This window comes from Hyphomonas oceanitis SCH89 (assembly GCF_000685295.1).
GTDB classification, from domain to species: Bacteria; Pseudomonadota; Alphaproteobacteria; order Caulobacterales; family Hyphomonadaceae; genus Hyphomonas; species Hyphomonas oceanitis.
The window spans coordinates 43,277-56,977 of sequence record NZ_ARYL01000015.1 but is presented as its reverse complement, the minus strand read 5'-3'; the positions used below and the strand labels follow the sequence as shown (position 1 = coordinate 56,977).

At 60.6% G+C, this 13,701-nt stretch carries 18 protein-coding genes; 13 read left to right on the top strand and 5 right to left on the bottom strand.

Going from position 1 to position 13,701, the window contains the following annotated elements; translation table 11 throughout:
* The first annotated feature begins 16 nt into the window (after positions 1–16).
* The 3 genes from HOC_RS11090 to HOC_RS11080 all read left to right on the top strand — a co-directional run bounded on the left by HOC_RS11090 (position 17) and on the right by HOC_RS11080 (position 2,395).
* Complete coding sequence (locus HOC_RS11090; RefSeq protein ID WP_051624782.1) at positions 17–1,159, top strand: AGE family epimerase/isomerase; 1,143 nt, start codon at positions 17–19, stop codon at positions 1,157–1,159.
* A 70-nt stretch (positions 1,160–1,229) separates the two neighbouring features.
* The gene (gene gpmA, locus HOC_RS11085; protein WP_035538498.1) at positions 1,230–1,943 is read left to right on the top strand and encodes a 2,3-diphosphoglycerate-dependent phosphoglycerate mutase; all 714 of its coding nucleotides are present in this window, start codon (positions 1,230–1,232) and stop codon (positions 1,941–1,943) included.
* A complete protein-coding gene (locus HOC_RS11080; RefSeq protein ID WP_035538496.1) occupies positions 1,940–2,395 on the top strand; it encodes a bifunctional diaminohydroxyphosphoribosylaminopyrimidine deaminase/5-amino-6-(5-phosphoribosylamino)uracil reductase RibD in 456 nt (151 codons plus the stop codon). Before gpmA ends, HOC_RS11080 begins: the two co-directional genes overlap by 4 nt.
* Here HOC_RS11080 and HOC_RS11075 read toward each other — a convergent pair.
* Entirely contained in the window at positions 2,392–3,441 is a 1,050-nt protein-coding gene (locus HOC_RS11075; protein WP_035538494.1) for a glycosyltransferase, read from the bottom strand. The two genes, HOC_RS11080 and HOC_RS11075, sit on opposite strands and share 4 nt — an antisense overlap.
* 133 nt (positions 3,442–3,574) lie before the next feature.
* Here HOC_RS11075 and HOC_RS11070 point away from each other — a divergent pair, with 133 nt between their 5' ends.
* Positions 3,575–4,576, top strand: a complete 1,002-nt coding sequence (locus HOC_RS11070; protein WP_035538491.1) for a glutathione S-transferase family protein — start codon at positions 3,575–3,577, stop codon at positions 4,574–4,576.
* A 54-nt stretch (positions 4,577–4,630) separates the two neighbouring features.
* Here the strand turns inward: HOC_RS11070 and HOC_RS11065 are convergent, their stop codons facing one another.
* Positions 4,631–5,113 carry an Hsp20 family protein gene (locus HOC_RS11065; RefSeq protein ID WP_035538490.1) on the bottom strand — a complete coding sequence of 161 codons (483 nt, stop codon included), beginning with the start codon at positions 5,111–5,113 and terminating at the stop codon, positions 4,631–4,633.
* Between the two features lie 176 nt (positions 5,114–5,289).
* Here HOC_RS11065 and HOC_RS11060 point away from each other — a divergent pair, with 176 nt between their 5' ends.
* From HOC_RS11060 to HOC_RS11040, 5 genes are all read left to right on the top strand, one after another.
* Positions 5,290–6,198 carry a class I SAM-dependent methyltransferase gene (locus HOC_RS11060; protein ID WP_241766984.1) on the top strand — a complete coding sequence of 303 codons (909 nt, stop codon included), beginning with the start codon at positions 5,290–5,292 and terminating at the stop codon, positions 6,196–6,198.
* A gap of 99 nt (positions 6,199–6,297) precedes the next feature.
* Positions 6,298–6,912, top strand: a complete 615-nt coding sequence (locus tag HOC_RS11055; protein ID WP_035538488.1) for a TIGR02466 family protein — start codon at positions 6,298–6,300, stop codon at positions 6,910–6,912.
* 24 nt (positions 6,913–6,936) lie between these two features.
* A complete protein-coding gene (locus tag HOC_RS11050; protein WP_035538486.1) occupies positions 6,937–7,236 on the top strand; it encodes a putative quinol monooxygenase in 300 nt (99 codons plus the stop codon).
* 114 nt (positions 7,237–7,350) lie between these two features.
* Positions 7,351–7,881, top strand: a complete 531-nt coding sequence (gene ppa, locus HOC_RS11045) for an inorganic diphosphatase (RefSeq protein ID WP_035538484.1) — start codon at positions 7,351–7,353, stop codon at positions 7,879–7,881.
* Positions 7,882–7,902: 21 nt separating this feature from the next.
* Entirely contained in the window at positions 7,903–8,526 is a 624-nt protein-coding gene (locus tag HOC_RS11040; RefSeq protein ID WP_035538482.1) for a LysE family translocator, read from the top strand.
* Here the strand turns inward: HOC_RS11040 and HOC_RS11035 are convergent.
* Positions 8,519–9,145: a carbonic anhydrase gene (locus HOC_RS11035; protein ID WP_035538479.1), complete on the bottom strand. Its 627-nt coding sequence runs from the start codon at positions 9,143–9,145 to the stop codon at positions 8,519–8,521. The two genes, HOC_RS11040 and HOC_RS11035, sit on opposite strands and share 8 nt — an antisense overlap.
* A gap of 149 nt (positions 9,146–9,294) precedes the next feature.
* Between HOC_RS11035 and HOC_RS11030 the strand changes: the two genes are divergently transcribed.
* Positions 9,295–9,894, top strand: a complete 600-nt coding sequence (locus tag HOC_RS11030; RefSeq protein WP_034737708.1) for a TetR/AcrR family transcriptional regulator — start codon at positions 9,295–9,297, stop codon at positions 9,892–9,894.
* A 67-nt stretch (positions 9,895–9,961) separates the two neighbouring features.
* Entirely contained in the window at positions 9,962–11,011 is a 1,050-nt protein-coding gene (locus tag HOC_RS11025) for an acyltransferase family protein (RefSeq protein WP_035538478.1), read from the top strand.
* 3 nt (positions 11,012–11,014) lie between these two features.
* Here HOC_RS11025 and HOC_RS11020 read toward each other — a convergent pair whose 3' ends face one another.
* Together HOC_RS11020 and HOC_RS11015 are read right to left on the bottom strand one after the other, a co-directional pair.
* Entirely contained in the window at positions 11,015–11,563 is a 549-nt protein-coding gene (locus HOC_RS11020) for a DUF1465 family protein (RefSeq protein WP_035538476.1), read from the bottom strand.
* Between the two features lie 63 nt (positions 11,564–11,626).
* Entirely contained in the window at positions 11,627–11,806 is a 180-nt protein-coding gene (locus HOC_RS11015) for a DUF1192 domain-containing protein (protein WP_241766982.1), read from the bottom strand.
* A gap of 101 nt (positions 11,807–11,907) precedes the next feature.
* On the opposite strand from HOC_RS11015, the gene HOC_RS11010 reads away from it, so the two are divergent.
* Entirely contained in the window at positions 11,908–12,882 is a 975-nt protein-coding gene (locus HOC_RS11010; protein WP_035538471.1) for an NAD(P)H-quinone oxidoreductase, read from the top strand.
* A 136-nt stretch (positions 12,883–13,018) separates the two neighbouring features.
* On the top strand, positions 13,019–13,693 hold the full coding sequence (locus tag HOC_RS11005; RefSeq protein WP_034737698.1) for a DUF1013 domain-containing protein: 675 nt from the start codon (positions 13,019–13,021) through the stop codon (positions 13,691–13,693).
* The last annotated feature ends 8 nt before the right edge of the window (positions 13,694–13,701 follow it).

Here is a 13,701-nt window from a genome sequence, read left to right as displayed (position 1 = left end):
TCGAGGACCCGTCCCAATGTCCAGGTCAGCCTTGAAGCGTCGGGCCAAGGAAGCCCGCACATGGCTTGCGGATGCCTGTTTTCCTCTCTGGGCCGAGCGTGGCGTGAACAGTTACGGCTTGTTCCGCGAGGGGCTTGAGCTTGACCATAATATCACCGATGCCCGTGAGAACCGTGTCCGCGTCCAGGCCCGGCAGACCTATGTCTTCGCAGAAGCCCTGCGGCTCGGTTGGCGCCCGGACGTGTCATGCAACCGGGTTGAGCTCGGCCTCGGTATCCTGACGGGCCTCGCCCGCCGCGATGACGGCCTTGTCGGCCGCACGCTCCAGCCTGATGGCAGCGGCGTTCTGGATGAAACGCCCGATCTCTATGACATTGCCTTCACACTCTTTGCCATCGCCGAATCCGCCGATGCGCTTGGCGGCACGGGCGAAACCCGCGCGAGTGCCGGCGCCCTGCTCGATGCCGTCGACCGGCAGATGCGTGACCGCCTGAATGGCGGATATGCCGAAATCCTGCCCCGCCCCGGCATCCGCGAGCAAAACCCGCACATGCACCTGCTGGAGGCCTGTCTTTCCCTTCACAAGGTCGATCCTGACGGCGATCATCTCGCCCGCGCGGCCGAACTGATCGCCCTTTTCGAAACGCGCTTCACGGCAGGGCCGGGCGGCTTGCTGGGCGAACGCTTTGCGCCGGACTGGTCCACGCCAGAAGGCCGCGACGCCGATATTGTCGAGCCGGGCCACCAGTTCGAATGGGTCTGGCTGCTCCATGCCTATGCGGCAGCGACCGATACGCCGGTCCTTCCGGCGGCGGCCACGCTCTACGATTTTGCCTGCGCCACGCTTGATGATGATGGAAGGGCCTGCGTGGAAGTAACCCGCGAGGGCCAGCCTTTCGATGGCTCCCGTCGCACATGGTCCCAGACCGAGGCCCTGAAGGCGCATCTCAGCATGCTGGAATCCACCGGGGACGAGCGTCACGCCGCAGCCGCCTGCACCAGTTTTGACGTCATCATGGACGAATTCCTGACGCCCGATGGCGGCTGGATCGACCACTATGGCGCCGAGGGCGACATCCTCTCGACATTCATGCCAGCCTCCACGACCTACCACGTCGTTCTTGCCTTCGCCGAGCTCATCCGGGTCATGAAAGCTTGAACCTTTGATGTTTTACCCCGAAAAGGGCGCCAGACGCCTGAAGTGATGCCGTTTTGAGGAAAGCCGACCGATGACCAAACTCGCCCTTGTCCGCCACGGACAATCCGCCTGGAATCTTGAGAACCGCTTCACCGGCTGGTGGGATGCAGACCTCACCGAAAAAGGCGAGGCCGAGGCCCGCCATTCCGGCACACTGCTCAAGGGCGTCGATGCCGACTTCCGCGCAGCTTTCACCAGCGTCCAGACCCGCGCCATCCGCACGCTCTGGATGGCGCTCACCGAAATGGGCCGCGTCTGGGTACCGGTCGAGAAGAACTGGCAGCTCAATGAGCGCCATTACGGCGGACTGACAGGTCTCGACAAGGCCGAAACCGCCGCCAAGCATGGCGACGAACAAGTGCACGTATGGCGCCGCTCCTATGATGTGCCACCGCCCCCCATCGACGAAGACAGCCAGTACAATCCGGCGAAAGACCCCCGCTACAAGGGCATTGATGTCCCGGCCACGGAAAGCCTGAAGACCACGCTTGAGCGCGTGCTGCCCTATTGGAACAATGAAATCGCGCCCGTCCTGAGCGCGGGAACAGATACGGTGATCGCGGCCCACGGCAATTCGCTGCGCGCCCTCGTCAAACACCTGTTCAATGTGCCGGATGAGTCCATTACCGGGATCGAGATTCCGACAGGCAACCCGCTCCTCATCGATCTCGACGCCAATCTGAAACCCATTTCAGTTCGCTATCTGGATGCTGCACGGGCCACGCCGCTGCCCGAGCTTCCATGAGCAAACGCCGCGACCGGCGCATGATGGGCCGGGCCCTCGGCCTCGCGCGCCTGAACCAGGGCCTGACCGGACCGAACCCTTCGGTGGGCTGCGTGATCCTTGACGCCGACGGCCACATCATTGGCGATGGCGTCACCGGATTGGGCGGACGTCCCCATGCCGAAGAGATTGCGCTCGACGAGGCCGGCCCGCGCGCCCTCGGCGGCACGGCCTATGTCACACTGGAACCCTGCCGCGAGCGGTCAAGCGGCAGTCCGTCCTGCTCCACCAAACTGAAAGACGCCGGCGTGGCCCGCGTGGTCTGCGCGATTACCGATCCTCACCCGCTCGCCGAAGGCGGAATCACTGCCCTTCGCCAGGCTGGCATCCGCGTCGAGATCGGCCTCGGCGAACGTGTCGCCGCGCGTCTCTACCGGGGCTTCTTCCGAACGGTCCATGCCGCCAAGGCCTAGCCAGCAAACGGCCCCGCATGGGCAGCGATCTTTTCATACAGCGCAATCGAATCCCGCTGGAAGACAGCCTTGGTGAACTGCGCTTCGTAGGATGCGCGGCCGCCAGCCACGAGCTTCGCCGCCAGATCCTTGTCCGTCACAACCTTGCGCAAGGCGTCCACCAGGGCATCAACATCATTCTTCGGAATCAGCAGCCCGTTGACGCCGTCCTTCACATAGGCAGCCGGGCCAACGGCATCAGCAGCGACCAGCGGGCGAGACCCCGCCCACGCATCCACCGTCACGGTGCCGAACGGTTCATAGCGCGACGGGAAGGCCACAACATCACACGCCGCCAGCAGCGCGCCGCGGTCATTGCGCCAGCCAAGGAAGCGCACGCGGTCATCAAGGCCGAGCCGCGCGCAATGCGCTTTTAATTCCTGCTCAAGCGGGCCTTCGCCGGCAATCCAGACATAGAGCCCGTCAATCTTCGCCGTCGCATCGAGCAGCGTATCGAGGCCCTTCTTCTCGTGGAGGCGCGCGAGCGCCAGCGCGACTGGCGCATCCTCTGGCGTATTCAGCGCCTTCCGGCTCGCCGGGTCTGCGCCGGTGAAGTCTGCATATGTATGTACGATGGCCGAGCGCTCGTCGCTGACGCCCTGTTCGCGGATGTGGCGTAGCAGGTCGATGGTCAGGCCGACATGCCATTCACAATTCTTGAAACGCGCCAGCTTGTAATAGCCGCCATACCAGCCGATGGACCGTGTGCGGTATTGTTTTGGCGCGAACTGTCCGGCCCGGCCCATCCAGTATTCGATCACATCCGGCTCGAATTGCTTGATGGCATCCGCGATCACGCGCTGTGTGGGGAAAGGCCAGCTATTGTTGAACGCTGCCACATCGACGCCGATGCCAGCCTCGCGAAATTTCTGGATCCGGAACGCATTGTCAGGCCGCGTCACGACGTGCTGCGCAAGATCGGTCTCGGCTAGCGCCAGCACCGATTCCAGCATGATGTTTTCCGCGCCGCCTTCTGCCGCGCCTGCCATGACATGCATTACACGCATTTCATTCGTCCTTTATTTCCTGCCACCCCAGCATTTGATGGAGCGCATACCCATTATCGGCGCAGGCGGCAAACGCTGCTTGGCAGTTCGAGGTGAAGTCCCTAGAGAGGGGCCAGACTTGAAGGGTAGCGTTATGACCAATTATCGTCTGTTTGGCGCAGACACGTCTCCATACTCGCTCAAGGTGAAAGCCTTCCTCACCTACAAGGAATTGCCCTTCGAATGGGTCACGCGTTCGCGCAGCAATGAGGCCGATTTCCAGGCGAATGCGCAGACCATAGCGACCGTTCCCCTCCTCGTTTCACCGACACGGCCCGTCAGCCAGGATTCAACAGCCATGCTGGCAGCGATCGAGGCTGACCATCCAGAGCCCTCTTCGGTTCCTGATGATCCAGCCTGCGCAATGCTCGCGCTCATCCTTGAGGATTTTGCCGACGAATGGCTGAACAAATGCATGTTCCAACAGCGCTGGGGCCAGTCGCCAGACCGCGAGGCCGCCGCCTTGCGCGTCCTCGCCCAGCTCTATGACGGCAAGCCGCCGCGCGCCCGCAAGGCGCCGCAGAAGCAGATTGTCGAGCGCATGACCGCGCGGCTTTCACTGGTCGGCGCCGAGGCAGACAATACCGCAACCCTCGACGCCTCCTGGCGCCGCTTTGCCCTTTGCCTGAATGACCATCTGACGAATCATCTCTGCCTCTTCGGCACGCGTCCCTCCGTGGCAGACTTTGCCCTTGCTGCGCAATTCCAGCAGATGTTGCTGGACCCCACGCCCGGTAACTGGCTCCGTGATCGCGCACCCTTCGTGGCCGCTTGGTGCGCCTTTATGGAAGCCCCACAGGCAGGCGGTCCGTTCGCAGATCTCGGCGCACTGGAAGAAACGCTCGCCCCGCTTTTCGAGAGAGAACTCAGCGTCACTTATCTGCCATGGGCAAGCGCCAACGCGGCCAGCGCGTCGCGCAATCGCAAGCGCTTTTCCGTCACGCTCACAGATGGCGCTTTTGAACAGGGCACGCAGCGTTATGCGGCGCGTTCCTTCAAATCCCTGCGCGCGGCTGTGTCGACCACCGCCGGCGATGAGGGCCTCAATAAATTCCTTGAGCGGACGGGTGCGCGCAAACACCTTGCCAAGGCATAAAAAACGGCGCGCCCCGTGGGACGCGCCGCTCTTCATTTCATGAAAGCTGCAGAATCAGGCGGCGCTGCCTGCTGCTTTTTTGCTGATCAGCTTCGGCTCAGACCGGGCTTCGTCCGTGCCAATCGAAATCTTGCGGGGCTTCTTTTCTTCAGGAAGCTCGCGCACCAGATCGATGCGAAGGACACCATGGTGGAGCGCGGCGCCGGTCACGATCACGTGATCGGCGAGTTGGAAGCGACGAATGAAACTGCGCTGCGCAATGCCGCGATGCAGGAATTCGCGTCCGTCGCCATCCTCGTTTTCGCCTTTCTTGCCGGCGACCGTCAGCTGGCCTTCCTTGGTCTCGATGTCGAGATCGGCCTCGGTAAATCCGGCAACGGCAATTTCGATGGCGAAGGCATTCTCGCCTGAACGCTCAATATTATAAGGGGGATAGCCCTGTGTACCGTCGAGACGCGATGCGGTGTCGATCATCGTGGCCATGCGGTCAAAGCCAACCATCGTGCGGTAAAGGGGGGTCAAATCGATATTGCTCATGGAAACAGTCCTCTAGTCTGAAGCAACTGTGAGGGACCTGCAGCAAACAGGCCCTCGGTTCGTCTCGGGCCATGTGAACACCCAGCCCGTCATCGGCGCTGGCACATTTCCCGGTCCCGGCCCGCATTGCGGCACCGTGACAATTAGTATTTGGGTAGCGTAAGGGGGTGTTCAAGATGTCAATGAAGGAGAAGGCGATGAAGAATTTCCTGTTGGCGGGTGCCGCGTTTGGCTTGCTCGCTGCGTGTGGGCAACCGGAGACACCGGCCCCCGTCGAAACACCGCCGGCCGAGGCCCCCGAAGTCGCTGCGCTCAGCCCGCTCCAGGAAGCGGTCAATGATGCAGGCCGGTCCGACGCTGAAAAGGCGCGCGACGTTTGGCGTCACCCTGTCGAAACTCTCGAATTCTTCGACGTTGAACCAACTGACACCGTGGTCGAAATCTGGCCCGGCGGTGGCTGGTACACCAATATCCTCGCGCCCTATCTCGCGGCCGGTGGCGGCAAGCTCGTCGCAGCAGGCTTCGATCCGGCTGCAGCACCGGACGAGGAGCGCAAGCAGCGCACGATTGATCGTCTCGCCGAGTTCAAATCCAATTATACCGATCCGCATTACGGCACGATTGAATACAGCGTCTTTTCCGGCGTCAGCGGCCCGCTGACCGAAGCCGGTACGGCCGATGCCGTGCTGACCTTCCGCAATGTGCATAACTGGATGTCGGGCGGTTATACCGAGAAGTTCTTCACCGATGCCTTTGCAGCCCTGAAACCGGGCGGCGTGCTCGGCGTGGTCGAGCACCGCCTGCCGTCCACCGCGACGCAGGATCCGACCGGCTCGACCGGCTATGTGCACGAAGACTTTATCAAGGCGCGCGCCATTGCGGCGGGCTTCGAATTTGTCGGCTCGAGCGAAATCAACGCCAACCCGGCTGATACGACAGACCACCCCTTTGGCGTCTGGACGCTGCCTCCGGTCAGCACAACGACCGATTCCGATGGCAATACACCGGAAGGCTTTGACCCAACGCTTTATGCCGATATCGGCGAGAGCGACCGGATGACGCTCAAATTCGTCAAACCGGAATAGGAAGACACGCTTCGCGGACCGGGAACGGTCCGCGAAGTCCCATGCGGCGCACCCCGAATAACCCGTGAAGCCCACGCAACGACCCGAGAATACCCTTTAATGCCCCTGCAGACGCTCTTCCCGACCCTCATCCGCCATGCCGCAATCGGGGATGATCCGCTGCGGGCGTCCCTCGAGAAAGTGTGCTGGCTGCTCGAAGATGAGGACGAGGCCGGCAATGACTGGTGCGACAGCGAAGGCTATGACGGTTACACATCCTATGCCTCGCTCGATGACCTGCCGGAGCGCTTTCCGGAGATCGCAGAACTCAAGGCTTTCCTCGATTCAGAAGCAGAGGCCTATGCCCGTGATCTGCACTGGGATATGCAGGATCAGACACTTGAGCTGAACGGCCTATGGGTCAATATCCTCGGCGAAAGCGGCAGCCATTCCGGCCATATCCACCCCGGCAGCGTCATCTCCGGCACCTATTACGTGACCATTCCGGAAGGGGCAGGACAGCTCAAATTCGAAGACCCCCGCCTGGCCTTCATGATGGCCGCCCCACAACCTGAAGACGACGCCCCGGAAGCCGCCCGCCGCTTCGTCTACGTCACCCCCACCCAGGGACACGCCATGTTCTGGGAAAGCTGGCTGCGCCACGAAGTGATGCCAAACCGGAGCGACATTCCCCGGATTTCCATCAGTTTCAACTATGCCGTCAAACGGGATTAGCCCCGCAAACACTGGATATTTCAGATGATCATTGTCACAGGCGGCGTCACGACGACACCAGATAAGCATGACCGTATCCTCGGGCTCGCTCTTGAACATGCCAAACGCGCGCGCGCGGCAGCTGACTGTCTTGGGCACAATGTTCACGTCGATTGCGAGAATGCTGCGCGCCTTGTTTTTCTTGAGTATTGGTCGGATCTCGCCGCGATGAAGGCGCATATCGCCCTTCCTGAAAATATGGATTTTATCGATCAGATGCGCGAGCTGTCACCCGAGCACGTGGAACTGGCCATATTCGAATCGCACCCGTGGCCGGTGTCGTGAATGCACGGTTAACCCTCTGGGACACTGCGAACTCTTGACCTGAGCGCTGCGACAGGCCATCCGGCTCGCCAGCAAAATCAATTCCTCCCTGATCAGACAAGCGAGCTTCGTCCCATGGACCTTTCCAAGATCACAACCGGCCAGAACCCACCTGATGACCTGAACGTCCTGATCGAAGTGCCGCTGGGCGGCGATCCGATCAAGTACGAGATCGACAAGGCCTCCGGCGCCATGTTCGTCGACCGCTATCTCTACACCGAGATGCGCTACCCGTGTAATTACGGCTTCGTGCCCCACACGCTTAGCCTCGATGGCGATCCGATTGACGTGATGGTTGTTGGCAATCGCCCGCTGGTTCCGGGCAGTGTCGTGCGCGCGCGCCCCGTCGGCGTCCTGATGATGACTGATGACAAGGGCCCCGACGAGAAAATCCTCGCCGTGCCGCATAACAAGCTGACGTCCTATTACGACAAGATCGCCACCTATCACGACCTGCCACAGACGCTGATCGACAAGACGGCGCACTTCTTCGAGCACTACAAGGATCTCGAAAAAGGTAAGTGGACGCGCATCGAAGGCTGGTATGGCATCGAAAAAGCGCGCGAGCTGATTTCGCTCGCCGTAGAGCGCGGTAAAAAAAGCTAAAGCCAGACGGCGGTCGCATTCATGGACTTAACCGTCTGGCTTGCACTGCTGGCCTTGTTCTTTGCAGGCGGCCTGACGCCCGGCCCCGCTGTGATGATGGTGATGAGTACGTCCCTGCGCTACGGCGCAGTAACGGCGCTTATTCCCGCCGTCGGTATATCCACTGCCAATCTTGTCTGGATTACGCTGGCCGCAACAGGCCTCGCCACGTTCGCAGCAAGTGCTCCCACCATTCTCTTGGCGCTGAAACTTGCCGGACTGGTGTTCATCGCCTGGCTTGCCTGGACCATGGCGACGGGTGATCCAACCCAGCCACGCGCCAGCGCCGCGCAAGCCCCACCGAAAGCGAGCCTCTTTGGCCGGGGCATCGGCCTGCAATTGCTCAATCCCAACGCGCTTGTGTTCTTTGGCCTGCTGCTACCCAGCTATTTCGATGCCGATCACCCGGTCATCATGCAGGCAGCGATTATCATGGCCACTGTCACGGCCACAGAAATGCTGGGGCTCACAGTCTATGCCTGGGCCGCCGACGCCATGAATCACCGCTTCCAGAACCCGGCTTTTGCGCTCTGGTTCAACCGCGCGGCCGCTGCTGCAATGCTCGTCTCGGCCGGGTTCGCGGCCTTCCTCACAACCGCTAAGTAGCGGAAATCACTTCAAAACGACCCGTTTTTGCATTGCGCCAGTGCAGCTCGCCATGAACGATGGCAAACCACGCGCCGTGAAGCGAAAGCTCTCCCGCCTCCACAGCCTTTGCAACGAACGGGAAGGTCATAAGGTTGGCAATCGAGACCTCGACACCTTCAAGCTCCAGGGCAAACTGGGGGTTCACCGAGCCACTCTCGACAACCCGCTCACGGGCCTTTTCGAGAAGACGGACCCACGGCGTCACGAATTCACCGATGGCCGGATTGCCCGCACCATCCAATGATGCCGCAATACCGCCACAGCCGCCATGGCCCATCACCACGATATGGCCAACCTTCAGTACATTCACCGCATATTCCAGCGCCGCACTGACACCGTGAAGACCGCCATCAGGCTGATAGGGAGGCACAAGATTGGCGACGTTACGGACAACAAACAACTGGCCCGGCGCGGCATTGAAGATATCTGACGGCTCTGCGCGACTGTCAGCGCAGGCGATCAGCATGATATTCGGATCCTGCCCCTGGCCGAGCTCACGATAGAGATTTGCCTGTTGGGCATAATCACCTGCGCGGAACCGCCTGTAGCCTGAAATCAGGTCATCAATCGATTTCATCTGACTTATTCCTGTGTCTGCGCGGCTTGCGTAATCGATATTGAGCGATCAGCAAGCGGAATTGGGACAAATTGTTAGCGATATGTCTATAATAACAAAATAGGCATCATGAGACCCATCACCATTCCTCGCCTTTCCAGGAGACTTCAATGGCGACTACGACCGACGGCTCCAAGACCTCCCGCAAGGGCCCGACGCGCAGCGAAGAATCGAAAGCCGCGATCCTTGAGGCCACACGTGTTGAAATGGCCGAAACGGGTTGGCGCGGCTTCAGCGTGGACAGCGTTGCCAAACGGGCAAGCGCTTCAAAACAGACAATCTACCGCTGGTGGCCTTCGATTGGCGCCATGTGTGTCGATGCCGCGCTGGCACTGATCCCTGACAGCCCGGATGGCGGCCGCGACCCGCAGGAGCGTGTGACGGCGCTGATCGTGCCGCTGGAGGCGACGGCACGCACCGGGCAGGGACATGCCGTCTTGCGCGTGGCACTGCTCGCCGCCGTCGACGACAAGGAGGCCGGTGAAGTCTGGCGTGCCTGGATTGGCCGCGACATCCGCCAACCGTTGCGCATGCTGCTCGCTGAACTCGCTGGCAAGAAGGTGATCCGCCGCGATTTTGACCTTGATGAAGTGCTGGAACTTCTGCTCGGCCCGCTTTGGCACCGCCTGATGATCATGAGGGCACCAGTTCGCGAAGGCTTCTGTGCCGAACAGGCGGGCAATTTCCTGAGGGTCTACGCGACTTTCTAGGCGCCCCTTACCGCCAAGCTGCATGAATCTTGCACGGCTCCCCCGAAAACGACGGGGAGTGCAGGAAATGCCACTGGGACGTGTAAATTGGGTCGATCACGCAAAAGGCGCGTGTATTATTCTCATTGTCACCCTGTTCACCACACAGGGGTTCAGCGCCTCAGGCCTGCATAGTGACTGGATGGACCTGGTGATGCGCTGGGCGCAACCCTTCCTGATGCCGGCATTTTTCTTCCTTGCGGCCCTCTTTCTCAACAGAACGCTCTTCGGGCCGCCGAAACACTATATTGACCGCAAGATACTTCACTTTGTGTATTTCTATGCCGTGTGGCTCGTCTTGCAGGATGCGGTGCTGAACAGCGAACTGTTGCTCACCGCACCGCACATCTTTCTGGGCAACCTGCTAAATGCACTGGTCGAGCCGCGCGATAGCCTGCTCCTTGTCTACATGCTGACCGTTTTTCACGGCGCGACCTGGCTTCTAAGACGCATGCCTGCGCGCAAAGTCTTCGCTGTGGCGGCCCTTTTACAGATGGGCTTTGCAACAGGTTGGATAGACACTGGATCGCTTGTCCTCAACGAATTCGGCCGCTGGTATGTCTTCTTCTTTGCCGGTTTCGTCGCTGCACCGGTCATCTTTGAAATGGCTGAACGCGTTGCCGGACATACTGCGCAAACATGGCGTGTCCTTATCGGATGGGCGGTCGCCAACGCGGCCTTCGTCGGCCTCCACGTCGCGGGCCTGCCGCTGATCAGCCTGGCTCTGGGCTTTGCCGGCACCGGAGCGATGATTGCGTTTGGCCTGATGCTGTCACATGTCAAATGGCTGTCCATCATTGGATATGCCGGGCGGCATTGCCTGATTATCTATCTGACATGCGCCATACCGGTCACGCTGATGCAGCGCGGCCTTATCGCAAAAGGCGAGATGGATCATGCGGGTTTGATCGCTCTGGCGACGGCTTTGGTGGCCGTGGCCCTGTCGCTCGCGTTCCATAGACTGGTCCGCGGGACGCCCCTGAATGTGCTTTATCGCAGGCCCATGCGGCTGCGCATCAAAGCGGCGAAATTCAGCCGCTCATCGGGCCTGCTGCCTCCGCCGCCGACCGCAGCCTGACGGCTACTTGGCGCGGTGCCAGACCATCAAGGGATCGAAAGCGCCGGTTTCGGCCGCCCTTTGGAGCTGTGCAATCTGGTCTGAAACGACATTCTTGGCCTGACCAGGCATCGGCGCATTGTAGAGCGCCTGATCGAGACGGCAGATCTGCTCGAACAGGGCTTCCGAACGTGCGACGAGTTCCAGGAAACGGTGCGGCAGGCCCTTGTCGCGCTGCGCATCGGCATCAAGCGGCGGATCATCCCGGTTGACGCGATACTTGCGGGCCGAAGCATCCTCGCGCCGCATTTCGCCATCGCGCACGGCTTTTTGCATCACTAGCCAGCTCGCAGCCTGCATCAGGCGCGTTGTCAGCTCCATGCTCCATGCGGAATAGGTAAGGCCCGCCTCGCGCGGCAGGGTGCGGGCGTGATCACGGCCGGGGCCGTCGAGATAGGAAGCTGTTTCCTCAACCAGCGCCATGCCCTTCGCGAACACAGTGTCGAAAAGTTTACCGCCGGTGAAAGAGTTGAGGCTGTCGGAGCCGTTTTCGGGTGACCCGTTTGCCGCCATCTTCAAGACCTCAGAACACAAAATGCAATCTCGATACTTAAGTCATAACCCGTTTCCGAGGCCTTAACTCTTTCCGCCAAACAGGGCGTCGGCCGCAGATTTCTGGGCCTCTTTCTTTGCGATTTCAGTCTCGCATGCCGCGATCTGGTCGCGCAAGGTGCTGATACGTGCGTGCAGTTCGTCGATCGACATCTGATCCAGTGTCTGGCCGCGATTTGTCAGGATCGGTTCTTCTTCAAACACGGGGCCTCTCCTTCTCTGCATACGCCGGTAGGCTTTCATAAAAACAGAAAGGCGGGCTAGAAGCGACTCCCTGACCGCCATTTTCATGAAGGAACGACGCCATGACCGAGATGATGAAAGCCGTAATCGTGGAGGATGGCGCGCCGCTCCGTCTTGGTGACGTCGAAGTGCCCACGCTGAAACAGGGTGAAGTGCTCGTGAAGGTCGCCGCCGCCGGTCTCAACCGCGCAGACCTGATCCAGCGCAAGGGCGCCTATCCGCCGCCGCCGGGTGCGTCCAACATCATGGGCCTCGAAATCGCTGGCCATATCGAGGCCCTGGGCGAAGGTGTGACGCGCTGGAAGGTGGGCGACGCTGTTTGCGGCCTGCTGGCTGGCGGTGGCTATGCTGAGCGCGCAGCCGTGGACCAGGGCTCGCTCCTGCCCATTCCTGAAGGCATGGACATGGCACATGCTGCCTGTTTCCCGGAAGCCCTCTTCACCGCATGGGCCAATGTGTTCGATCGGGTCGGTCTTAAGACTGGCGAGGATTTCCTTTGCCATGGCGGCACCAGCGGGATTGGCGTCATGGCGATCCAGATGGCGCGTGTGGCAGGCGCGGGAAAGATTTTCGCCACGGCCGGCAGCGACGAGAAATGCGCACTTGCTGCAGAACTGGGCGCTGATCGGGCGATCAATTACAAGACCGAGGACTTTGAGGCTGTCGTGCGCGAGGCGGGCGGCGTGGACGTCACGCTCGACATGGTCGGCGGTGATTACGTTCAGAAAAATATCGGCGCGGCGAAAGTGGACGGCCGCATCGTCAATATCGCCTACCAGAATGGTTTTACGGCGGAGGTCAACTTCGCGCCCGTGCTGATGAAGCGGCTGACGCTGGCTGCAACCACGCTGCGGGCGCGGCCCGTGCCGGAGAAGCAGCGCATCCGCGACGCGGTGGAAAAGGATTTCTGGCCGCATGTCGTGTCTGGCCGTATCAAGCCCGTTCTGGACAAGACGTTCGCCATGTCGGAGGCCGAGGCGGCGCAGGCCTACATGGGGAAAGGCGCTCATTCGGGCAAGATCATTCTCACCCTCTGAGACGTATGCCTTTTCATTCAGCATCGCATGATCTATAATGTTTTCAGGTTCCAAGCTTGCCTGAAACCTTGACCGCCCGGCACGATGTGTCGGGCGGCTGCATTTCAGGCCCCAACGTGCTCCAAGGAGACATCCCATGTCCGAGATTCTGATGCCCAAGGCGACAGCCGTCTGGCTGCTGGACAATACGACCCTGACCTTCACGCAAATCGCAGCTTTCTCTGGCCTGCACCATCTTGAGGTCAAAGGCATCGCCGATGGGGACGTCGCCGAGAACATGCGCGGCGTTGACCCGATCGCTGGCGGTATCCTGTCGCGTGAGGAAATCGCGCGCGGCGAAGAGAACCCTGATTATGTCCTGAAAGTTGCCGCATCCAAGATCGCGCACATCCCGCAGCCGCCGCGCAAGGGCAGCCGCTACACACCGGTCATTCGCCGTCAGGACAAGCCGGACGCCGTGGCGTGGTTCATCCGTAACCACCCGGAAGTGTCGGACGCGCAGATTTCCAAGACGATCGGTACGACCAAGTCGACGATCAACAATGTGCGGGACAAGTCGCACTGGAATTCGCAGAACATCCGTCCGGTTGACCCTGTGACGCTGGGCCTTTGCACCCAGATCGAACTGGATGAAGTGATCGCGAAATCGGCGGATAAGCGCCGCCGTATTGAAGCTGAAAAGAGCCTCAATACGGAAGGTCCGGGCCTTGTGCCGACGCAGGACGATGCGGCTGCATACGAAGCTGAGCAGGAAGATGATCGTCACAAGAAGGACGTGTCTGCGGCCGACGTCTTCCGCGACTTCAGCTAGCCGGATCT

Bases quoted from the DNA above. Each gene is read 5' to 3' on its own strand.
- HOC_RS11090 (WP_051624782.1), top strand. From the start codon at position 17: ATGTCCAGGTCAGCCTTGAAGCGTCGGGCCAAGGAAGCCCGCACATGG.
- gpmA (WP_035538498.1), top strand. From the start codon at position 1,230: ATGACCAAACTCGCCCTTGTCCGCCACGGACAATCCGCCTGGAATCTT.
- HOC_RS11080 (WP_035538496.1), top strand. From the start codon at position 1,940: ATGAGCAAACGCCGCGACCGGCGCATGATGGGCCGGGCCCTCGGCCTC.
- HOC_RS11075 (WP_035538494.1), bottom strand. From the start codon at position 3,441: ATGCGTGTAATGCATGTCATGGCAGGCGCGGCAGAAGGCGGCGCGGAA.
- HOC_RS11070 (WP_035538491.1), top strand. From the start codon at position 3,575: ATGACCAATTATCGTCTGTTTGGCGCAGACACGTCTCCATACTCGCTC.
- HOC_RS11065 (WP_035538490.1), bottom strand. From the start codon at position 5,113: ATGAGCAATATCGATTTGACCCCCCTTTACCGCACGATGGTTGGCTTT.
- HOC_RS11060 (WP_241766984.1), top strand. From the start codon at position 5,290: ATGTCAATGAAGGAGAAGGCGATGAAGAATTTCCTGTTGGCGGGTGCC.
- HOC_RS11055 (WP_035538488.1), top strand. From the start codon at position 6,298: ATGCCCCTGCAGACGCTCTTCCCGACCCTCATCCGCCATGCCGCAATC.
- HOC_RS11050 (WP_035538486.1), top strand. From the start codon at position 6,937: ATGATCATTGTCACAGGCGGCGTCACGACGACACCAGATAAGCATGAC.
- ppa (WP_035538484.1), top strand. From the start codon at position 7,351: ATGGACCTTTCCAAGATCACAACCGGCCAGAACCCACCTGATGACCTG.
- HOC_RS11040 (WP_035538482.1), top strand. From the start codon at position 7,903: ATGGACTTAACCGTCTGGCTTGCACTGCTGGCCTTGTTCTTTGCAGGC.
- HOC_RS11035 (WP_035538479.1), bottom strand. From the start codon at position 9,145: ATGAAATCGATTGATGACCTGATTTCAGGCTACAGGCGGTTCCGCGCA.
- HOC_RS11030 (WP_034737708.1), top strand. From the start codon at position 9,295: ATGGCGACTACGACCGACGGCTCCAAGACCTCCCGCAAGGGCCCGACG.
- HOC_RS11025 (WP_035538478.1), top strand. From the start codon at position 9,962: ATGCCACTGGGACGTGTAAATTGGGTCGATCACGCAAAAGGCGCGTGT.
- HOC_RS11020 (WP_035538476.1), bottom strand. From the start codon at position 11,563: ATGGCGGCAAACGGGTCACCCGAAAACGGCTCCGACAGCCTCAACTCT.
- HOC_RS11010 (WP_035538471.1), top strand. From the start codon at position 11,908: ATGACCGAGATGATGAAAGCCGTAATCGTGGAGGATGGCGCGCCGCTC.
- HOC_RS11005 (WP_034737698.1), top strand. From the start codon at position 13,019: ATGTCCGAGATTCTGATGCCCAAGGCGACAGCCGTCTGGCTGCTGGAC.